Annotated in this window: 19 protein-coding genes and 1 pseudogene; 9 read left to right on the plus strand and 11 right to left on the minus strand. The window is 65.1% G+C overall.

Annotated elements, in window-relative coordinates; genetic code table 11:
• Positions 1-43 precede the first annotated feature (43 nt).
• Positions 44-370: a hypothetical protein gene (locus ACWGLC_RS12480; RefSeq protein ID WP_452100208.1), complete on the minus strand. Its 327-nt coding sequence runs from the start codon at positions 368-370 to the stop codon at positions 44-46.
• A 188-nt stretch (positions 371-558) separates the two neighbouring features.
• On the opposite strand from ACWGLC_RS12480, the gene ACWGLC_RS12485 reads away from it, so the two are divergent.
• From ACWGLC_RS12485 to ACWGLC_RS12495, 3 genes are all read left to right on the plus strand, one after another.
• A complete protein-coding gene (locus ACWGLC_RS12485) occupies positions 559-1,494 on the plus strand; it encodes a cation diffusion facilitator family transporter (RefSeq protein WP_095719382.1) in 936 nt (311 codons plus the stop codon).
• A 270-nt stretch (positions 1,495-1,764) separates the two neighbouring features.
• Positions 1,765-2,508 carry a M23 family metallopeptidase gene (locus ACWGLC_RS12490; protein WP_081615259.1) on the plus strand — a complete coding sequence of 248 codons (744 nt, stop codon included), beginning with the start codon at positions 1,765-1,767 and terminating at the stop codon, positions 2,506-2,508.
• A gap of 195 nt (positions 2,509-2,703) precedes the next feature.
• Positions 2,704-3,672: an SURF1 family cytochrome oxidase biogenesis protein gene (locus ACWGLC_RS12495; protein ID WP_227022437.1), complete on the plus strand. Its 969-nt coding sequence runs from the start codon at positions 2,704-2,706 to the stop codon at positions 3,670-3,672.
• A gap of 158 nt (positions 3,673-3,830) precedes the next feature.
• Here the strand turns inward: ACWGLC_RS12495 and lnt are convergent, their stop codons facing one another.
• From lnt to ACWGLC_RS12510, 3 genes are all read right to left on the minus strand, one after another.
• The gene (gene lnt / locus ACWGLC_RS12500) at positions 3,831-5,309 is read right to left on the minus strand and encodes an apolipoprotein N-acyltransferase (protein ID WP_452100209.1); all 1,479 of its coding nucleotides are present in this window, start codon (positions 5,307-5,309) and stop codon (positions 3,831-3,833) included.
• A 312-nt stretch (positions 5,310-5,621) separates the two neighbouring features.
• The gene (locus tag ACWGLC_RS12505; RefSeq protein ID WP_017836387.1) at positions 5,622-5,987 is read right to left on the minus strand and encodes a cytochrome b5 domain-containing protein; all 366 of its coding nucleotides are present in this window, start codon (positions 5,985-5,987) and stop codon (positions 5,622-5,624) included.
• Entirely contained in the window at positions 5,984-6,478 is a 495-nt protein-coding gene (locus ACWGLC_RS12510) for a COX15/CtaA family protein (RefSeq protein WP_223210127.1), read from the minus strand. The genes ACWGLC_RS12505 and ACWGLC_RS12510 overlap by 4 nt, the downstream gene beginning before the upstream one ends.
• A 760-nt stretch (positions 6,479-7,238) precedes the next feature.
• Between ACWGLC_RS12510 and ACWGLC_RS12515 the strand changes: the two genes are divergently transcribed.
• Positions 7,239-7,691 (plus strand): M23 family metallopeptidase, encoded by a 453-nt coding sequence (locus tag ACWGLC_RS12515; RefSeq protein WP_344994114.1) that lies wholly within the window; start codon positions 7,239-7,241, stop codon positions 7,689-7,691.
• Position 7,692: 1 nt separating this feature from the next.
• Here ACWGLC_RS12515 and ACWGLC_RS12520 read toward each other — a convergent pair whose 3' ends face one another.
• Together ACWGLC_RS12520 and ACWGLC_RS12525 are read right to left on the minus strand one after the other, a co-directional pair.
• Positions 7,693-8,850, minus strand: a complete 1,158-nt coding sequence (locus ACWGLC_RS12520) for a sensor histidine kinase (RefSeq protein WP_017836390.1) — start codon at positions 8,848-8,850, stop codon at positions 7,693-7,695.
• The gene (locus tag ACWGLC_RS12525; RefSeq protein WP_120286497.1) at positions 8,847-9,545 is read right to left on the minus strand and encodes a response regulator transcription factor; all 699 of its coding nucleotides are present in this window, start codon (positions 9,543-9,545) and stop codon (positions 8,847-8,849) included. Before ACWGLC_RS12525 ends, ACWGLC_RS12520 begins: the two co-directional genes overlap by 4 nt.
• A 318-nt stretch (positions 9,546-9,863) precedes the next feature.
• Here ACWGLC_RS12525 and resB point away from each other — a divergent pair, with 318 nt between their 5' ends.
• The 5 genes and pseudogenes from resB (at position 9,864) to ACWGLC_RS12550 (ending at position 13,995) form a co-directional block, all read left to right on the plus strand.
• On the plus strand, positions 9,864-11,507 hold the full coding sequence (resB, locus tag ACWGLC_RS12530; RefSeq protein ID WP_253002067.1) for a cytochrome c biogenesis protein ResB: 1,644 nt from the start codon (positions 9,864-9,866) through the stop codon (positions 11,505-11,507).
• On the plus strand, positions 11,504-12,508 hold the full coding sequence (ccsB, locus tag ACWGLC_RS12535) for a c-type cytochrome biogenesis protein CcsB (RefSeq protein ID WP_253002066.1): 1,005 nt from the start codon (positions 11,504-11,506) through the stop codon (positions 12,506-12,508). The genes resB and ccsB overlap by 4 nt, the downstream gene beginning before the upstream one ends.
• Before the next feature lie 239 nt (positions 12,509-12,747).
• Positions 12,748-13,257: a DUF2771 family protein gene (locus ACWGLC_RS12540; RefSeq protein ID WP_007626376.1), complete on the plus strand. Its 510-nt coding sequence runs from the start codon at positions 12,748-12,750 to the stop codon at positions 13,255-13,257.
• A pseudogene (locus ACWGLC_RS12545) lies at positions 13,256-13,456 on the plus strand (ATP-binding protein); the annotation flags it as partial. The gene ACWGLC_RS12540 and the pseudogene ACWGLC_RS12545, both read left to right, overlap by 2 nt.
• 110 nt (positions 13,457-13,566) lie before the next feature.
• Entirely contained in the window at positions 13,567-13,995 is a 429-nt protein-coding gene (locus tag ACWGLC_RS12550; RefSeq protein ID WP_007626378.1) for a four-helix bundle copper-binding protein, read from the plus strand.
• Between the two features lie 174 nt (positions 13,996-14,169).
• Here the strand turns inward: ACWGLC_RS12550 and ACWGLC_RS12555 are convergent, their stop codons facing one another.
• From ACWGLC_RS12555 to ACWGLC_RS12575, 5 genes are read right to left on the minus strand one after another with little or no spacing between them, the layout of a single operon-like run.
• Entirely contained in the window at positions 14,170-15,585 is a 1,416-nt protein-coding gene (locus ACWGLC_RS12555) for an NADH-quinone oxidoreductase subunit N (protein ID WP_043565818.1), read from the minus strand.
• Positions 15,586-15,606: 21 nt separating this feature from the next.
• A complete protein-coding gene (locus ACWGLC_RS12560; RefSeq protein ID WP_253003775.1) occupies positions 15,607-17,097 on the minus strand; it encodes a complex I subunit 4 family protein in 1,491 nt (496 codons plus the stop codon).
• Positions 17,098-17,099: 2 nt separating this feature from the next.
• Positions 17,100-19,046 (minus strand): NADH-quinone oxidoreductase subunit 5 family protein, encoded by a 1,947-nt coding sequence (locus tag ACWGLC_RS12565; protein ID WP_007626383.1) that lies wholly within the window; start codon positions 19,044-19,046, stop codon positions 17,100-17,102.
• Positions 19,043-19,345: an NADH-quinone oxidoreductase subunit NuoK gene (locus ACWGLC_RS12570; RefSeq protein WP_017836397.1), complete on the minus strand. Its 303-nt coding sequence runs from the start codon at positions 19,343-19,345 to the stop codon at positions 19,043-19,045. The genes ACWGLC_RS12565 and ACWGLC_RS12570 overlap by 4 nt, the downstream gene beginning before the upstream one ends.
• On the minus strand, positions 19,342-19,905 hold the full coding sequence (locus ACWGLC_RS12575; RefSeq protein ID WP_064257203.1) for an NADH-quinone oxidoreductase subunit J: 564 nt from the start codon (positions 19,903-19,905) through the stop codon (positions 19,342-19,344). Before ACWGLC_RS12575 ends, ACWGLC_RS12570 begins: the two co-directional genes overlap by 4 nt.
• Position 19,906 lies beyond the last annotated feature (1 nt).

Consider the following 19,906-nt stretch of genomic DNA (forward strand, 5'->3'; position numbering starts at 1 on the left):
TCATCAGTGTTGCGCGTCCCTTCAGAACGGCTTACACAGACAATCAAACACGCCCCCACTGACCCCACAGGTTGATCAGCACCACCTCGCCAGGAAAGTCTGCGACCGCCACAGTGGCCTCCGGATCTACTACTTCCGGGCCAGACATCGGCGCGATCTTCTGGCGGTCCGCCGGCGGATCATAGAAGATCTCAATCTGGCCGCCCGGGCTGACAAAATCGAACGTCTCACCTGAAGCGACGGCATCAGTGCCGCTAGCGCAGCCAGTAAGTACAAGCGAACTCACCACCACTGCGGCCAGTTGGCATCTTGCCCGTCTGCCCCAGCTACCGGGCTGCGCACCCTTGCCGAACACATCCGTCGTCATCACAGCATCAGCACCACTCTTGCCTGCACAGTCACACCGGACGATTGTGCCGCCCCTACCCCATTGGTTCGGTCGGGGTTCGATGAAGGTCTGATCAAGATTCCCAAGAGAAGCTGTGGGCACCGCGAGACCGATGCACAGTGTGCAGCTGACACGAGAACCGGATTCCGAGTGCAAAAAAGGAGACCCCCATGGCGCATGGGCATGGTGGACACGGGCAGGTGCAGGCTCGTGGGTGGGGCATGGCTATCTCGGCTTGGCTGACGGGAATCTACTTCGTCATCGAGTTGGCGATCGGGCTGTGGACCGGCTCGGTTGCGGTGATCTCGGACGCTTTTCACACCTTCTCGGCGGTCGGTGGTGTCCTAGTCGCCATCTTCGCTGCTCGACTCGCCCGCCGCCCCGCAGACGAAAATCGCAGCTTTGGCTGGTACCGCGCCGAGATCGTAGGCGCGCTGGTCAATGGCGGTTTCCTGCTAATCATGGCGATGGTGGTGATCGTGATGGCTGCCATGCGCATGAATGCTCCGGTTGACCTGCCCACGACGCCCATGCTGTGGGCAGCCGCGGGAGGCTTGCTTACCGAAATCGTTGCCCTGAGCCTGATCTGGAAACAAAGCCGCAGCGACATGAACGTTCGTGGCGCGTTGTGGCACATCATCCAGACCTTCGTCGGCAGCCTGCTCATCATCGTCACCGCACTAGTGATCAAGTTCACCGGGTTCTTGCTGATCGATCCGCTGCTCGGTTTGGCGTTCGGCTTCGTGCTTGTATGGGCAAGCTGGAGCATCCTGCGCGACGCCACCCATCTGCTCATGGAGGGCACACCCGACGAGGTCTACCTGTCTGACGTGACTGAAGACCTGGCAGCGATAGATGGGGTGGAAGACGTCCATCATGCCCATGCTTGGGCACTAACCAGTGGACGTTTCGTGTTCTCCGGCCACCTGCGCACCTCCGCAAGCGCCGATCCGCAGATCGTTCTCCAATCCGCCTCCAACTTGCTTCAGGATCGGTACGGCTTCTTCTTTTCTACTGTGCAGGTGGAGACCGACTGTCCCGATGAGTCTGCGGCAGCAGCGATCGACATCACACGTGCGGCGGGTACGAGGAGGGGGCAGGAGTAAGGACCTTGATCCTGCTTGCGTTGATCGCGGTTTAGTCACCCGGGACGATTGCGGGGTGGCTCCGGCCGGCCCGCGTTCGAACCAAAAATCACGTCGGGGTAACGGTCGGGCGATGCCGTAGATGAATAACAAATGGCGTATGAACTGCTGATTTCTGGGTTCTCAGGAAACTCTCCGTGACAGGACGATATGTAACTGTTACCTTTTCGGGAGTCTCCAGTGGTCGTCGGTATGAAGCTGCGACCATCGCTTAAGTTGAAGGAATCAATCATGTCGAGCTCCTCCAAGAGCGTTCCGTTCGCCGATCTCATGGACTCGCTTGGTGTGGGCCACCGCATCTCTGCTGGTGGGCGTCATCGCGCCAACCGATCCAGGGGAGTGGGCCGGATCGCCGCCACCACGCTGGCTGGCGCCGCAATCGCCGGTGGCGCGGCGCTTAGTGTCGCCCCTGTGGCCGCTGCCCAATCGTCTGATCCCGAGCACGTCGGACAGATGGTCGAAGAGGCTGCCGCCCGCTATGGCATCGGAGCTGACGCGGTCCGCCAGTATGCAAGTCAGGCCCCCGGGCTGAGCCAGGCGCTCGGATTCGATACTGCTCAGTCGTCGTCTTCGGCGTTTTCGGTCGCCAGCCAAGCTCACAGGCCGACTGATGGAACGATCACCTCTGGCTTCGGCTCGCGGTGGGGCGCTAACCACAATGGCACCGACATCGCTGCGCCGATCGGCACACCCTTGTATGCAGCCAAGTCCGGCACGGTCGTGGCCTCCGGCCCCGCTTCCGGTTATGGGTTATGGATTCGCATCAAGACCGATGACGGCTATCTCTTGGAGTATGGCCACAACAATGCCAACTACGTCACCGAAGGCCAGCAGGTCACCGCCGGCCAGGTGATCGGTGAAGTCGGTAACCGTGGCTACTCGACTGGTCCGCATGTGCACTTCGGCGTACAGAATCCCGCCGGCCAGTGGATCGACTCGGTGTCATGGTTGGCCGCGAACGGCGTCGTCATCTGAGGACGTAGACAACGACCTGCTGCTCGACACTTCCGATCCAGGCCCGGATGCCACAATTCGGCACGCAACACGCTGATCTCGCCGGATCGGAACCATCCCTGCCGACAGTGGCGGGAGGCGGGCACGATTAATGATCGCCGGAGCTGGTGCCGACAGGAGGGCCCCGATGCCGACCGTCTTGCCATCACGCCTATCGTGAACGGCGTGCAGAGGGTCTTTCGCGTGATGACGCCGGGGTGGTTGATTTCCTTCATCGCCGTCGCACTGTTCGTCTATACGTGCTTCACACTGTTGGCGCCATGGCAGTTAGGCAAGAACGAGGATTTGAAGACGCGCAATTCCCAACTTCTTCACAGCGTCGAAGCCGATCCAGTGCCGTTGACGGAATTGACGGCGCGGGACGCGCCGTTGGACGAATCCGAGTGGCATCGGGTCACAGTAACCGGTCGCTATCTGCCCGAAGACGAAGTGCTCTTGCGGCAGCAAGCTGTCGACGGGGAACAGGTTTACCAAGTTCTCACCGCATTTCGGACCGAGGGCGGCGATGATCTGCTTATTAATCGTGGATGGGTTCGCGTTGGCGAGAACAACACGGTGCCGACCTACCCGGCCGCGGTAGCCGATCCAGTGACCATCACCGCCAGGCTCAGAATGCCCACCGACACCCCGGCCGAACCGATAGTTCTGCACGATCGTCACATGGTGCGCTCCATTGAAACCTCGACGATCGGTCGGGTTCTGGATCTCGATCTTGCTGGCTATCATCTCCAGCTCCCCGGAGGTCAACCAGGATCACTCGAGCCAACTCCGATACCGGAAGTCGAGGCGGGTTCGTACCTGTCCTATGGGCTTCAATGGCTTGCATTCGGAGTTCTAGCGCCAATTGGGCTTGGCTACTTTCTGTGGAGTGAAATCCGGGAGCGGCGCCGCCAACGTAGCCAGGGCAACGACGAGCAAGGCAGCCTAGGCGACGGTGCTGTGGGACCTGGTGACAGGGATATCGATCCTGATGTCGTATCCGGTCATATTGCTGAGGTGGATGCGGCCACGGAGGCAGTGGCCCATGACCGCCTCGTAACGATGACCGTTCGTGATCGCTACGGCACCAGATTTGAGGCTGAACGCCGACGGCGTCTACGTCCGAGAAATAGGCTCGATTACTGAGTCCAATCCTCGAGCTGGCTCTCGCCCTTACCTCGCGGGAGCTCATCAATTTCTCGCCCTCGGCGCCCTGCCCGACATGCTCACGTTGAGCGCCTGCAGCCGGCCCGGCCGACGACGGGTCCGCTCCCGATATCGGCGCGCACTCATGGCCGGGGATCTCAGCCCCGCCGACGGCGGCTAGCAATCCACCCCACCAGCATCGCGAATACTGCGGTGACCGTGATGATGAGTTCAGGAATTGAACGTAATCGGGTGGCAAGTGTGAACTCGGTATTGAGCGGGACCTGTGCGACGAGGGCATCGGCAGTGAACATTTCGGTCTGCTCGAGGACATCGCCATTCGCCGCGATAATCGCGCTGACACCGCTGGTGGCTGCTACCACCACCGTGCGGTTGTGTTCGACAGCGCGCAGCCGCGACATCGCCAGCTGCTGATAGGTCATGTCGGTATCGCCGAAGGTTGCATTGTTCGTTGGTACCGCGATCAACTGCGCCCCCGACCGAACCGACTCGGATACCAGATTATCGAACGCGACCTCATAACAGGTGGCCACAGCGAGCGGTGTCTCATCGATGGTCACCACACCATCGCCGTTACCGGGCACGAAGTTGCCCGCCTGCGCGGCATAAGGCGAAAGCTTGCTCACGATCGATCGCATTGGCAGATATTCACCAAATGGAACCAGGCGTCTTTTGTCGTGCGCATCGCCAGGTCCTGTTCCTTGCTCCCACACCAGCGCTGTATTTCGGGTGGTACCGGAGCCAGTGGACACCACCGCCCCCACAAGGATCGGAGCGCCGATCGTCTCTGTGGCCGCATCGATCCGCTCTGCAGCGTCGGCATTGCGAAACGGGTCGATGTCTGATGCGTTCTCCGGCCAGATTACCAGATCTGGTGCGGGCTTCACTCCCGCGGCGACCTCGGCGGCGAGAGCGTCGGTACGAGCCACATGATTGTCCAGTACAGCGCGCCGTTGCGCGTTGAAATCCAGACCGAGTCGGGGCACGTTGCCCTGGACTAGGGCAACCGTTTTAGAGGGGGTGGTGATCGCTGCGGTAGGGACGGGCATCGAGCCGAGTGCAGAGGCGGTCACAAGCACCGACCCGAGCAGCGACACCGAGCGCCAGGCGGAGCGCCGAGCAAGTCCGACGACCACTGCAGCCGTCGCGCTGCCCCCCAGTGCAACGGACAGGCTCACCCCTGGCGCCCCAGCGATCTGAGCGATCGCCAGTAATGGTCCATCAGTCTGACCGAACGCCAGCCGGCCCCAGGGAAACCCGCCGAAGGGCAGACGTGCTCGAACGGCTTCGGTGGCCACCCAGCAGCACGCGATCCACAGTGCAGCCCCGGGCAGCCGCGCCACCAGTGCGGTGGCCCCAGCGAAGACAGCGACTGCCACGGCCTGTAGCGCCGCTAATGCTAGCCGGGGGACAGCGCCGACATAAACCCCCACCCAGGGCAGTAAAGGTACGAAGAACCCGAGACCAGCCAGGTATCCCAATCCGAATGCGCCGCGCACGCTGATCCCTCGGATCGACAGGACCAAAATGGCAAGACCGGCCGGGGCGAGAAACCACAAGGATAGAGGCGGGAAACTGGTGTACAGCAGTATTCCTGCGCCCAATGACGACACCATTCGACCAAGCGCACGGCCGACGGGGTGACTATTTAGCCACCGCCGAGAAGGCGTTGACCACGGTTGATTTCGGGTAACCCCGCCCATCCTGAGGCCGACTGCTGGCAGCACCACCGATTGCGGCCCACGGTTCTTCTGTCGTGTTGTCATGTCACGCTCGCGAGGTGCGCTCTCGTCTTCCGCAGAGGTCGCGGGGGAGCGAATCGAACCCGTTCACGGCCTCGCTGAGTCCACGCGCGCGGCCCCGGAGCGGGGCCCGGCACATGCCTCCGACCGGGACGCACAGAGCGGATCGGAAGCATATCTGCCGGGTCACCCGGCGAGCTGGCCGATCTGGAACTCGGCGAGCCGCGATTGTGGCTGGGACGCTCCACTGTGCTGGTCGGTGAAACTCTCTGTCCCGTCTGTGCCGCACAGCTGCTCGATCCGGTCCGGCCCGCCCGGGTGTTGGTCGACCCACGCGGTGAGGTCATAGACGATGTTCTCGATCACGGTCCAACACGAGTCGGTCGAATCGTTCTGCTGGACCTCGGCCATCGTGACCTGTTTTTCGGCTCTCTCGCCCGTCTGGAGCTGCTCTGCCTGCTCTGGCGCGCCCGTGTCGTTCCCGGCGCAGCCCACAGCTAGGAGCAGGGCGGCGGTGGAGCCGGAGGCGGTGAGTGTCCTGCGCAGTCTCATTCGATCTCCTCGTATAGTGATCTACCGAAAGTCCAGGCGGCCAGCCACGTACACAGGACCGTGAGCACCAGTGCTACGCCGATGTGAAATGCCAAGGTCGAACTGCCCCCTAAGCTCGCTTGGGCGAACGTGGCCCCGAACAGGACGAGGGCGACGACTGCAGCCCAGCGACCTCGCCGTGTAGCCCACGCGCGCCACCCTAGAACCAGAGCCAGCACGCCGGTGAGGACATGAAGGGCGATGGCGGCCGAGCTGTGGACGTCCAGACTGGTGCCGTCCTGGACCAGCACCCCTGCCGAAGTGAAGAGGAGTCCGAGGGCGCTGACTGTCACTAACGCCACCGCTCGTGCGAGCAACAACAATCGTCCGGAAATCTGTAAATCTTGTGATCGCGACACTTTCCCTTTCTCGAGCTGCTCGTCCACTTCTTCGTGGTGGGAGGCGGCCGGCGACCCGCCCCACTTGTCCCCCAATGCCGCACGCACTGTCACATCTGGAGATTGTGCTGTGCTGACCTCTTGATTCGGTCGGGGTTTGATGAAGGTCTGATCAAGATCCCGGACGTGACGGTCGCTGACGCGCTGCTGATTTGGTGCGCGGCCAGTTGGGGTGAACCTGGGTGAAGCCTGTCAGGACGTCCAGCTTCCGAAGGCCTTCCCATGTCGCCCACGTAGTCCCTGACACTCGCAACAGGCAGCTTGATGAACGCTGCCAGAGGCTGTGGTCAGAGGGAGACTCTAGGCACTATGCACGCTGGTGGGGGCCGCTCCCGGTCGTTCTTCGACACGGGTGACGAGGCCCCCACTTCTTGCGACGGCGGACTCTGCTCGTCTAAGTTCGAGCAGAAGTCACATCACGAAACCATCACGACATAGCGGCAGGGGAGACACGGCGGCAGTGGAGCGAAGACGTGCACACCGCAAGGAACACCCTTCAACTGTCGACATCTGGGCGAGTTCTGGTCGCCCTCGAGGTGGCGGTACGCATCGCCAACCCTCCGCCCGGCCCGAGTTACGCGATCAGGTCGTCGTCGTCACGGTCGCCGCCGGGGCCATCGTGTCCTCGATAAGTTTTCTAGTGGACCAGCACACAGAGGCTGGTGGTGAGCACATTCACCTAATCGCGCACGAGGAGTCGATCAGTCCTGCTGGCCAGTCTGGAGACATAGCCCTTCCCCCGGCTGAACTGCCTGGGCCCGTTGCGGTGCAAGGCGACCTCCCGCTGGAGAGCGCTGCCGCCATGGTGTCGTCATTGGCGGCAGGCACCGAAATCGACGCTCGCCGGCAAGTTGCCGAGGAGACCGCGCGCCGTCCAACAGCAGCGATGCCGACAGTCGGGACCCTCACGTCTGAGTTCGGCCAACGCTGGGGCTCGCTCCACGGCGGCATCGATATCGCAAACGCGATCGGAACCCCGATCGTGGCGGCCACTGACGGGACCGTCATCGATGCCGGCCCGGCGCAAGGGTTCGGCAATTGGGTCCGACTGCTGTCGGATGAGGGCACGATGACCGTTTATGGACACATGGAAGAGGTTCTCGTGTCCACGGGCCAGCGTATACAGGCTGGACAGACGATCGCCCTCATGGGAAGTCGTGGCTTTTCCACCGGGTCGCACTTGCACTTCGAGGTGTGGTTGAACGAGGGACGGGAGCGCGCCGACCCCATCGAGTGGCTCCGGCAAAACGGTATCGCGACCAACTGAGTCAGCCCTTGGAGTGAGCCGGGGTCTGCGGTAAGGAGATCGTGAATCGGGCGCCGCGGCCGAGCCCGTCGCTGTGAACGCGGATATGGCCTTCGTGGGCTTCGACGAGTGCACGGGTGATGGTGAGTCCGATGCCGCTTCCTCCGTGTGCCCGGTCGCGTGCGGTGTCGACGCGGTAGAAGCGGTCAAAAATGTGGTCGAGGTGCTGCGCTGCGATGCCTTCTCCAGTGTCGGCGATAGTGATCTCCACGTTCCCGTTGTGTAGGCGACTGGTGACGGTGACCATCCCACCTGAGTCGGTGTGGCGGAGCGCGTTGTGCAAAAGGTTGGTCAGGACCTGGTTGATTCGATCACTGTCGACAGTGATCGGTATTGCCTGATCAATACGTGCTTGGAGCAGCACATTTTTGTGCGAGTACTCGGGGCGCAGGGCGTCGATCGCGGCCGCGATGATGCTGCGAGTGTCGGTACCGATGGGGATGAGACGCGTGAGGTGTTCTTCGGCTCGGGACACTGCGCTGACGTCGTGAGCGAGCCGGCCTAGCCGACCAGTCGCGGTTCGCAGAATGCGCAGCGTGTCGTCGTCGAGTGCACGGACGCCGTCTTCGATCGCCTCAAGGTGGGATTCGAGCGTGGCCAGGGGAGTCCGCAACTCGTGTGCGAGATCTGAGAGCATCCGTCGGCGTGTGGTTTCGGTGGCATCTAGTCGTCGTGCCAGTTCGTTGAAGCTGGCGACAAGATCGTCGAATTCACGACCTATTCTCGGCTCGTGCACTCGTGAGTCGTATTGTCCACCGGAGATCTGCTGGACTGATCGGGTGACCGGGGTGATCGATCGTTGAACGCGGCGGGCGATGTAGCCGCTGACAGCCAGCGACAAGATCACCGATACCGCCAGTGCGATCGACCAAGACAGCATCATTGACGAGTTGAATGCCTCCTCCATATGGGCTGCTTCGGAGGAGTTCTGTGACAGTCCGGCCATCTCCAGATGCTCGTGGAAGATCCCGGGGGCAAGTATTGCGGCGACGACCCAGGCACTGACTGCGAAACCGATCATCACAAAAGCGAGCGCCGCCAGTAGCCGGGTACCGAAGGTGGCAGTGGTGAACCACCGCTTGAGGCGCGTCACGTTGTCACCCAGGTCGATCCGGCTCACTGACCATCTCCGGTGCGGTAGCCGACACCGCGGACGGTGCGGATGTATGCGCCCCGGGACGCAGTGTCTCCGAGCTTGCGTCTGAGGTGCGCGATGTGGACATCAACCAGGTGCGTGTCGCCGACCCAGTCAGGCCCCCAGATGGCACTGATCAACTGCGTCCGGGACAGCACCAAGCCGGGGTCTCGCGTCAGTGCCGCCAAGAGGTCGAACTCGGTCCTGGTCAACTGAACCGGGGTGGTGTCGACGGTGACCTCGCGGCCTTCGACGTCGATCGCCAGTGCCCCAATCCTTCGCAGCTCTCTGTGTTCGGAGGCCGCGGACGGGGAGCGTAAGGCTGTAGACGATCGAGGACGGCGCAGCATGACTTGGATGCGGGCCATGAGCTCTCGTGGGCTGAACGGTTTGGTCATGTAGTCGTCGGCTCCCACGGACAGTCCGATGAGGGTGTCGACCTCCTCGGTGCGGGCGGTGAGCATGACGACATACGCATCGGAAAAGGTGCGCAACTGGCGGCACACTTCGACGCCGTCCAGTCGCGGAAGGCCGAGGTCTAGCACGACGACGTCGGGATCAATCTGCCGGATCAGGTCGACTGCATCCTGCCCGTCGTGAACGATCGTGATGTCGAAGCCCTCGCGGGTCAGATAGGTACCGATGAGATCGGCGAGCTCACGCTCATCTTCGATGACCATCGCTCGCAGCCCTGTGGTCGCGCGCGTGGTCGGTGACTCACCTTCAGGTCCGGCGTCTCGAGAATCGGATGTGAACATAAGGCCTCAATCATCGTCGTAGGTCTGCCACTGGCGCCTATCGCGTGCTTGATCTTGATCAGACCTTCATCAAACCCCCACCGAATCAATGGGGTCGGCGAAGGACAATCTCCAGATGTGACTATGCGTGCTACAGCGGTGCTGATGATGCTATGAAGCCGGTGACGCCCCACCGAAGCTGCCCCTCGTTCCGGTTCGTCGCACCGGGAACGGCAGAGGGGACTCATATCAGTGCCTAGGATGGCTCCGGTCACCGCGTTCCTGCGCAACTCATGGCGCACTCTCACCGCGATGCGCACGGCATTGATTCTGCTATTTCTGCTGGCAGTGGCGGCGATACCGGGGGCACTCCTGCCGCAGCGCAGCCTCAACCAAGGAAACGTCAATCAGTACATCGCGGACAACGGCTGGCTGGGGGAGTTCTTCGACAAGCTCCAGCTGTTCGACGTGTTCTCCAGCTGGTGGTTCACAGCCGTGTACGTGTTGCTGTTTATATCGCTGGTGGGCTGCCTGACACCGCGGTCGATTGATCTGGTCAAACAACTCAAGGCCCCGCCGCCGCTTGCCCCGCGTAACCTTGCACGCCTGCCGCATCATGCGGCGTACCGGACCACGGCCACGCCGGAGCAGGCCGCGGACCAGGTCCAAAAGAGCCTCAAGGGCTGGCGGGTCCGTCGCAACAACGGGGACGGTCGCGTGTCGGGCAGCATCGAGTTGTCCGCGGAGCGCGGGTATGCGCGCGAGGTGGGCAACATCGTATTCCACTTCGGCTTGCTGTTCCTGCTGATCGCGTTCGCGGCCGGCAAGTTCGTGTACGCGGAGGGCATGCGGGTGATCATCGCCAACGAGGAATCGCCGGCCTTCTGCAACACCACGCCTAGTGCGTACGACTCGTTCCGGGCAGGTCTGCTGGTAGACGGCACTGACTTGGCGCCGTTCTGTATCAAGGTCGAAGACTTCCGTACCGACTATCTACCCAATGGCCAGGCGGAGATGTTCACCTCCAACATTCGCTTCAGCGAGGAGGTCACCACCACCGATCCAGCCACATGGGAGCCCTACACATTGCAGGTCAACCACCCGCTGCGCATCGGCGGCACCCGTGTCTACCTCCAAGGTCACGGCTTCGCGCCCACGTTCACGGTCACGTTCCCCAACGGCGAGACCCGTACAGACACAGTGCAGTGGCAACCGACGGACCTGTTGACTTTTCTCTCCTCCGGCATCATGCGCTTTGATCCGCCAGCCGGCATGTACCCGGACATCGACGACCGCCTTGAGCAGCAGATCGCCATCCAGGGGCTGTTCGCCCCGACCGCCTCGTTCGACGGCAACATACTCAGCTCCCGTTTCCCGCGGATGGACGACCCGGCGGTGGCGATCGACGTCTACCAGGGCAACGCCGGCCTGGACAATGGCGGCGCACAGTCGATCTTCTCGCTGGACCCCGACCTAATGGAGTCGGGCGCGTTGGAGCGTAGGGCCCGCGTCAACCTCATGCCCGGCGAATCCACGACCCTGCCCGATGGCACCGAGGTTCGCTTCGACGGAGCCGACGAGTTCATCAACATCCAGGTCTCGGAGGACCCTACTCAAATCTGGGTTGGCGTGTTCGCTGCCGTCATGGTGGGTGGACTCGTCCTGTCATTGATGGTCCGTCGCCGAAGGATCTGGGCACGGATCATTGTCGACGAGGCCCAGGCGACCCGCGTCGACCTGGGCGGCCTCGCCAAGACGGACAGATCGGGCTGGGGCCGGGAATTCGACGACCTCCGGGACCGGCTGGCCACCATTGCTACTGCTACACCCGTCTTGCCCCCTAGCGACACTGCATCTAGTCGAGGCGACGACCCCGACGCTTCGTGGAAGGACAACATCCGGTGAACACTGTAAATCTCGCGCAGGGACTGCCTGTCAACGAGACGCTCTCCACCTACAGCGACCTGGCGTATAGGTCCGCGTTCGGTCTATACGTGCTGGCGCTTGTCGCATCGTTGATCTACTACGCCGGATTCCGGGTAGCCAACGTGACTAAATCAAGCCGGAACCTAGTGGGTGCCGGTGGGCCCGGGCTTACAGAATCAACCTCTCTCACCGACACCGGAGACGAGGACCGTGAGTCCGCAGGCAGTGTCCGCTGGGCACGGATCGCACAGCTATTCATCATCATCGCCTTCCTCTTCCAAGCGGCTGCGCTGATCCTGCGCGGGGTGGCCACAGGTCGCTTCCCGTGGGGCAACATGTACGAGTTCATTCTGGCCACCACGCTGCTGGGCGTGGGCGCCGGGCTGATTTTCCTGCGCAAGCCGGCCCTACAGGTGGCCTGGCCATTCGTACTGGTACCGGTTCTTATCCTGCTGTTTTTCGGCGGCACCAACCTGTATTCCGAAGCCGCTCCCGTCGTGCCGGCACTGCAGTCGTACTGGCTGCCCATCCACGTCTCGATCATTTCGCTGGGATCGGCCATACTGCTGATATCCGGCGTCGCCTCGATCATGTACCTGATCCGGGTGTGGCAACCGCAGGGTCAGGAAACGGGCTGGAGCTCTGGGCTTTCCCGCCCACTACCGCATGCCGACACTCTCGACCGACTGGCCTATCGCACCGCTGTGATCGCATTCCCGATCTACAGCGTGGGCATCCTGCTGGGCGCTGTCTGGGCCGAGGGCGCGTGGGGTCGCTTCTGGGGCTGGGACCCCAAAGAGACTGCCTCCTTCGTCTCTTGGGTCCTTTACGCCGGCTATCTGCACGCCCGTGCCACCAGTGGCTGGGGCCCCAAGAAGGCCGCTTGGATCAACCTCGCCGGGTTTGCGGTGCTCATCTTCAATCTGTTCTTTATCAACATCGTGGTCTCCGGTCTGCACTCCTATGCTGGCCTGAACTGAACGGTTGAGGAGCACTTCGCAGCCTCGATATCTGCTTTAGAAGGCGCAGCATCCAACTCCGCGAAATGAAAGAAACGGGGCCGGCTATCGCCCCGGTCCGACTCGGGCAGGAGACGCTTTTTGGCACCGTGCGAGGCGAGCCGGGTAACCACACTGGGCTAGGTGGAACCGTTCGCGGCACCTCGGGGAAGCCGGTGGCTCCCTGAGTCCGACTACGAAGAGATCGGCAGAACGAAACTGTGAGCTCCCGCAATGAATCCGAACTGACCGGCCGCCGTGTCCGCCCGGCCACCTGGGCGATCTTGGCGTGGATGATCATCATGATCGCCGCCATCCTGGGGGCGTGGAAGGGGTCGGAAGCCCGGTTCGGTGTGCTGTCGGAGATCACCGTGGCCACCGACCGCAGCACCGTCAAGGCTCTGCCCTTCACCGCGACCGACCTGGACGGCAACTCCTTCACCAACCCGGTGCCCGAATTCGTGGTGCGCAGCGAGCACACACTGACCGTCCGATTGTCCACCGAGCTGCGCGAGTCGACGATGAACGTCTACGAGGTGCGTCAGGGCGGTACCAACGAGTACATCGTCGAGGCTGGCGGTGCCGGCGAGCTACTCATTCCGGTGAGCACCCCGGAGCATGGCCCCATCGAGGGCCTAGCCATCCGGTCGGTCCCGATCTTCTATGACAAAGCCGGTGAGCCGTCGATCCTCAACGGCGAATGGTCCGTGTCCTTCGTCTACGAGGACTGAGCGCCCCAGTGGCGGCAGCGGTATCGGCCTGACCATCACTCGCGCACTCGTCGAAGCCCACGGCGGGAACATTCGAGCGCACAGTGACGGGCCCGGCCGAGATGCAAGTTTCACTGTCGAGTTTCCGAGCTCTGGCCGCTCTCCCACTAACCGAGCCGGCATTTCCGGCGCGCAAGTGGCCGGGCCCGGTCTGATTTGACCGAAGAAGGGAGTCAGCTTATGTGTCGACCGACGTGGCGCTACCGCCTGCTCTACCGTGCGCGGACGGCGCCTTGCCCACGGCCGGGACCGGCGACGGAGGACGATCTCGTGCTGCGGTACGCCACGATCGCTGATCTCGGCGCGACCGCGCAGTTGCACGTTGAACAGCTACCGGCCGGTTTCTTCCCCGGCCTGGGGCCACGATTCATGCGTCGCTGGCACCGGACCTACCTTGATTCCCCGCACGGCGCGGACGCCTGCTTGGCAGAAGAGGCGGTTGCCGACCTGCGGAACTGCATCCGTACCAATCTCGACTGCGCCGATGTCTGCGTCGCCACCGCTTCCGTCCTGAGTCGCCGAACGGGCAGCAACCTGACCGTGGTCACCGAGTTGCTCAAGGCCTGCCGTGCCGCGTGCGCTACTTGCGCCGAAGACTGCGAGGCTCACGCCGACATGCACGAACACTGCAAGCTGTGTGCTGACGCCTGCCGTCGTTGCGAAAAGGCCTGCAGCGACCTCCTCAGCGCCATTGGCTGAACCCGCGGCGCCGCTGTAGTCGTTGCTCGACTGGGTGTGCGACTTAGGTCCTACGGCGACAACCGACGATCTAGGGGGTTCTCTCCTATAAGCGGGCTCTCCTGTACGGCCCCCGGCTCCCTCCCGCACCTACTCGACGCCCCTTCCGGCTGGGGAAGGCTGCCGCTCCCAGCCCTACAGGATCCCGGGGCCGTCGAGGGCAGCCCACAGGACACCGGCCAGGACGCCCAGCGCCAGGCTCGCGGTCGCGGCGACCGCGGCCGTGACGGCCGGCCAGGCGGCCATCCCGCCGCGTCCGGGGAACTCGGCGGCTTGGGAGTCGGGTCGGGCGAAGACGGGGGCGAACCAGCGCAGGTAGTAGAAGAGGCTGATCACGCTGTTGACCACCACCACCAGAGCCAGCCACCCGTGACCGCCGTCCCAGGCGGCGGTGGCGGTGGTCAGTTTGCCCACGAAGATCGCCAGGGGCGGGGTGCCCACCAGCCCCAGCAGCGCCACCAGCACGGTCAGTCCCAACCTTGGGCGGGAGCGGGCCAGCCCGCGGTATTCGGCGAGCGTCCGGTGCTCGGGCAGGGCAGCGGTCACGGCAAAGGCGGCGACGTTGGTCACGGCGTAGGCGGCCAGGTAGAACAACAGCGAGGGCAGGGCCAGGTCGCTGCGCCCGGCTGCGGCCACGGGCACCAGCAGGAACCCCACCTGCGCCACGGTCGACCAGCCCAGTAGCCGGCGGGGATCGGTCTGCCAGTAGGCGGCCAGGTTGCCCAGGAACATCGAGGCGGTGGCCAGTAGGGCGGCGACGAGCAACCAGGAGTGCTCTTCGGCGGAGACCGTGGCCACCAACCGGTACACGGCCACCAGCGCGCCCACCTTGGGCACGGTGGTCAGGAACGTGGCGGCGGTGACCCCGGAGCCCTGGGCGGCGTCGGGCACCCAGAAGTGCATCGGCACCCCGCCGGCCTTGAACAGCAGCCCGGCCAGCACCCCCAGGATGCCTGTCCCCACGGCGGCGTCCGGTGCGGTGGGCAACGCCTCCCGGAGCAGGGCGTAGTCGGTGCCTCCGGCCAGGGCATAGAGCACGGTGACGCCCAGCATCAGCAGGATCCCGGACAGCGCCCCCATGAGGTAGGTCTTGACCGCCGCCTCGGCGCCCAAGCGGCCGCCGGTGAGTCCGATGATCCCGTACAGCGGGATGCTGGCCAGCAGGAATCCCACGATCAGCACCAACAGGTCGGTGATCCCGGCCAGGACCATCACCCCGGCGGTGGCGAAGAGCAGCAGGGCGTAGGTGTCGGATTCGCGCGGGGAGTCCTTGAGCTCCCCGGAGGCCACCCCCAGGATCAGCAGGGTGGCCAGGGTGGCTATCACCCGTGCGGCGCCGGTGGCGGTGTCCACGGCAAAGGTACCCGCAAAGGCGCTTTGCGCAGGCCCGGCCATAGCCACCGCGGCGGCGGTCGCGGCGCCCAGTAGCGCCAGGGCGGCCGCGGCGCGGGCGATCCACTGGCGCTGCCGGGGGAGGAACGATCCGCCCAGTAGCACCGCCAATCCGCCGGTAAAGACGATGATCTCGGGCAGCAGCAGCCCGGGGCTCATCTGCATGGAGGCGTCCACGGGTTACCGTCCCACCAGTTCCACGAGGGCGGCCGAGCTCGGCTCGATCACCCCGAGCAGCACCAGCGGCAGCACTCCGATCAGCACGGACAGCGCCAGCAGAGGGCCGGCCGACCACAGCTCGTGCGCCCGCAGGTCCGCGAACCCGGGGGAGCGCCCGGCGGCGGGCCCGGTGAAGACCCGCTGCAGGGCCCGCAGGAACAGGGCGGCGGTGATCACGATGCCCACTAGCGCCACTGCGGTCACCGGGGCCACGGCCACGCTGCCGGCGAAGATCTGGAACTCGGCTATGAACCCGGAGAACCCGGGCAGGCCCAGGGAGGCAAAGGCGCCGATCGCGAACAGCGCCGCGTACCGCGGGGCGGGGTCGGCCAGCCCGCCATAGGAACCCAGGTCGTAGGTCCCGGCCCGGCTCTGCATGACCCCGGCCAGCAAGAACAGGGCGGCGGTGATCAGTCCGTGGCTGACCATTTGCACCATCGCGCCGGTGACCGCCACGGACCGGGCCTGCTCGGCACCCTCCACCAGCAGCCCGGCCGCACCCAGGGCCAGGACGATGTAGCCCATGTGGTTGACGGAGGTGTAGGCGATCATCCGCTTGAGGTCGGTCTGGGCAAGCGCCACCAGTGCGCCGTAGAGCACGGAGACGATTCCCACGGCCACGATCACCCAGGCCCACGCCCGCCAGACCTCGGGCAGCATCGGCATGGCGATCCGCACGAAGCCGTACGCGCCCATCTTCAGCAACACCCCCGCCAGGACGGCCGAGCCGGCGGCCGGGGCGTCGGTGTGGGCCGGGGGAAGCCAGGTGTGGAACGGCACGGTGGGGGTCTTGACGGCCAAGCCCACCAGGATCGCCGCCAGCACCAGCCCCCCGGCGAGCGGCTCACCGGCCAGCGGGGGTGCGGCGACCAGCTCGGGGATGTCAAAGGTGTGGGGCGCCGAGAACACATACAGCCCGATGAAACCCAGCAGCAGGGCCAGCGACCCCAGGAACGTGTAGAGGAAGAACTTCAGCGCCGACCGGGCCGCATTGCCGTGGCCCCACCCGGCGATGATGAAGTACATTCCCACGATCGACAGGTCAAAAAAGACGAAGAACAGGATCAGGTCGGCCGAAACGAACACGCCGAGGCTCATGCTCTGCAGGAACAAAAATAGCGCCGCCTGCACGCGCGGCCGGTCCGAATCCCGCAGGCAGTACACAGCGCACGCCAAGAACACCACGACCGTCATCGCCACCAGCGGCAGGGACAGCCCGTCGATGCCCACGTGGTAACTGCTGCCCACCCCCGGGATCCACGGCACCTGCTCCTCGAACGCCAGCCCGTTCGGTCCCGGGTCCTTGTAGCCGGCCCACACCACGGCAACCAGCAGCACTTCCAGCACGCTCACCGCGATCCACGCCAATCGCGCGGCCGCCGGCCCGATCGCCGGCACCGCGGCCAGGACGGCGGCGGCGGCCAAGGGGAGAAAGACGATCAGACTGAGCATGCTCATCCCATCACTGCGTAGACGGTCCAGGCCACCACGGCCACGGTGAGCACCGCGACGGCCTGCAGGAGGTACTGGTGGACGGCCCCGGTCTGCGGGGTGCGGGCCAGGTGCCCGAGTCGGCGAACCCAACCGGCCAGGCCCTCGACGGCGCCGTCGACCACGGCGTCATCGAGGCGGGCCGCGCCCTGCCCGGCCGTATGGGCGGCCCGTGCGGCTGCTCCGACTCCGGCGTCGAGGACCTCGTCGTCGAACCGCGCCACGGACCGTGCCAGCATCGGGACGGCCCCGGCCACGGAGGTCACGGCGCGGTCCAGGACCGCGTCGTCGAACCGGGCCAGGAGGTGCGCCAACCGCATGACGGGAACGACGACGACAACGTGCGCAGCAGCCTCCAGCCCCAGCCACCGCTCGGCCCACCCGAGTTCCGGGGCGCGTAGACGTCGCATCAGCAGCACCACGGCCAGGGCGATGGCGGCCGAGACCACGAGCTCGAGCGCCGTCACCTCGCCGTGCCCGCCCATCGCCTGGGCGAGGGCGCCGCTGAGCGGGGGCAGCGCCAACACCGACACCGCGGCCGCCCCCGCGGCCAGCACGACCAGCGGGGCCTGCTCGAGCGCCCCCACCTGCCCGGTGCCGAGCTCTTGCGTTGCGCCGACCTCCCGCCCGGCGGTGGGCTCCTCGACCCGGGCCTGGGCCCCGCGGTGCCAGATCGTCCATAGGACCTTGCCGGAGTAGGCCGCCGACAGGGCCGCCGCCACCAGTCCTGTGGCGTAGAGCCAGGCCGAGGTCTCCAGGGCTCCAGCCAGCACCGCGTCTTTGGTCGCCCACAGGGACAGCGGCGCGATCCCGGCCAGGGCCAGGGCTCCCACGGTCGCGGTCACGCCCACCACCGGCCATCGGCGGCCCGCCCCGCGCAGTTCCGTGAGCTTCTCGGTGCCCAACGCGGTGAGCCACGCCCCGGCAGCGAGGAACAGCAGTGCCTTGGTGGAGGCATGAGCCACCAGTTGGGCGGCACCTCCGCTCACCGCGCCCACTCCGGCGGCCAGCACCACAAATCCCATCTGCGCCACAGTGGACGCCGCCAGCAACTGTTTGAGATCCCGTTGGGCCAACGCCACGATCCCCATCGCCACCGCGGTCAGTAGCCCGATCCACGCGGCGGCCGGGCCCGCCCACCCGGTGGAGGCGAGCAGCGGCTCCACGCGCAGCAGCAGGTAACCGCCCATTGCCACCATCGCCGCCGAGTGCAGCAGTGCGCTGACCGGACTGGGGCCCTTCATCGCGCCGGAGAGCCAGAACGAGAACGGCAGCTGCGCGGCCTTGCCCAGTGCCGCCACCAGGATCCCGGCCGCCACCACGTGCCGCCACGGGCTCTCCGCCGCCGGCAACTCGGACAGGCCCATACCGGCGCCGCCGGCCAAGGCAGCGCCGGCGGCCAGGTAGAGACCCAGGTCGGCGGTACGGGTGGTGAGGAAGGCCGTGAGCCCGGCCGAGACGCGGTCGGTGTCCCGCCACCAGAACCCGATCAACGCGTACGAGGTCGCGCCCATCAACTCCCAGGCAAACAGCAGCGCTGGCAGGCTGGCGGCCGAGGCCGTGATCAGGGCCGCGGCGGCGAAGAGCAGCATCAGCCCGTGGAAGCGGGGCCGGGCCGCCCGGATGTTGCCGGCCGCAAAAACCAGCACCAAAAGGGTCACCACTGCGACCATCGGCAGGGTCAGCGCCGCCAGGGCGTCGACCTCCAATGCCACGTCGACGCCGGCGATGAACGGGAACGCCACCGCAGGCCGCGCAACGGCGACGACAGCCGCCAGCAGCGCGGTCACGGCAGCGGTCGATACCGCGATCGGGGCCGCAACCCGCTCCGCCCGGGTCAGCGCGAGCACCGCACCCACGGCAGCCGGGAGCACCACCAGGGTCAGCAGCAAGGTCTGGTCGGCGGTCATCCGGAGAGATCCTCGGCCATGTCGGTCATGTCGGTCTGCCGCTTGCGGTGCAACAGCGTCGCCACGGCAAAGCCCATGGCCATCTCCACGGTCATGGCCGCCAGCACCACCAGCAGCAGCACCTGCCCGGAGGGGCCCGGGGCCAGGAACCACCAGAACCCCGCGGCGGCCAGGAGCACCCCGTTGATCATCAACTCCAGGCCCATCATCACCATCACCACCACCTGCTGGGACAGGGCCCCGTAGAGCCCGACGGCGAACAGGGCGGCGGCCACCACCAGAACGGCCTCCAGGGTCATCGACCCACACCTCCCGGCTGGGGGTCGTCGGCCGGGCGGCGCCGCAGATCGTCGCCGAGCCGGTCGTAGCGGGTGCGCCCGGCGGCCAGGACGATCCCGGCCACGATGGTGGCCACCATGACCGCGCCCACCACGGCCATCACCAACATCTTTTCGCCCATGATCTCCAGGCCCAGCGCGTTGGTGAGGTCCTCGGGTGGGGCGCCACGTCGCTCGGGCCACGGGATCAGCAGCGCCCCGGCGGCCAGCAGCACAAAGACCCCGACCGAGGTGCCGATCGCGGTCTTCTTCCCGTGGGTCATGTCCATCGGCATCAGCGCCGGGTTCATGCCCATGAACATCACCATGTAGACCGCCATCACCGCCATCTCCATGACCATCATCAGAATCGTGATGATGCCCAGGTAGCTCTGACCCAGCAGCAAAATCATCACCCCCACGGCGATGAACGATGCCGCCAGCGCGTAGGTGGCCCGGGCCATCGAGTCCACCACGAACACGGCCGTCCCCGCGGTCACCGCCACCACAGCGAGTACCCAGAACACGATCCCGACCAGCACG

The sequence above is a fragment of the Dietzia sp. NPDC055877 genome, from assembly GCF_053615975.1.

Excerpts from the sequence above, each read along its gene's own strand:
- ACWGLC_RS12485 (WP_095719382.1), top strand. The coding sequence starts at position 559 with ATGGCGCATGGGCATGGTGGACACGGGCAGGTGCAGGCTCGTGGGTGG.
- ACWGLC_RS12490 (WP_081615259.1), top strand. The coding sequence starts at position 1,765 with ATGTCGAGCTCCTCCAAGAGCGTTCCGTTCGCCGATCTCATGGACTCG.
- lnt (WP_452100209.1), bottom strand. The coding sequence starts at position 5,309 with ATGGTGTCGTCATTGGGCGCAGGAATACTGCTGTACACCAGTTTCCCG.
- ACWGLC_RS12505 (WP_017836387.1), bottom strand. The coding sequence starts at position 5,987 with ATGAGACTGCGCAGGACACTCACCGCCTCCGGCTCCACCGCCGCCCTG.
- ACWGLC_RS12525 (WP_120286497.1), bottom strand. The coding sequence starts at position 9,545 with ATGGTCATCGAAGATGAGCGTGAGCTCGCCGATCTCATCGGTACCTAT.
- resB (WP_253002067.1), top strand. The coding sequence starts at position 9,864 with ATGGCTCCGGTCACCGCGTTCCTGCGCAACTCATGGCGCACTCTCACC.
- ACWGLC_RS12555 (WP_043565818.1), bottom strand. The coding sequence starts at position 15,585 with ATGAGCCCCGGGCTGCTGCTGCCCGAGATCATCGTCTTTACCGGCGGA.
- ACWGLC_RS12560 (WP_253003775.1), bottom strand. The coding sequence starts at position 17,097 with ATGCTCAGTCTGATCGTCTTTCTCCCCTTGGCCGCCGCCGCCGTCCTG.
- ACWGLC_RS12565 (WP_007626383.1), bottom strand. The coding sequence starts at position 19,046 with ATGACCGCCGACCAGACCTTGCTGCTGACCCTGGTGGTGCTCCCGGCT.
- ACWGLC_RS12570 (WP_017836397.1), bottom strand. The coding sequence starts at position 19,345 with ATGACCCTGGAGGCCGTTCTGGTGGTGGCCGCCGCCCTGTTCGCCGTC.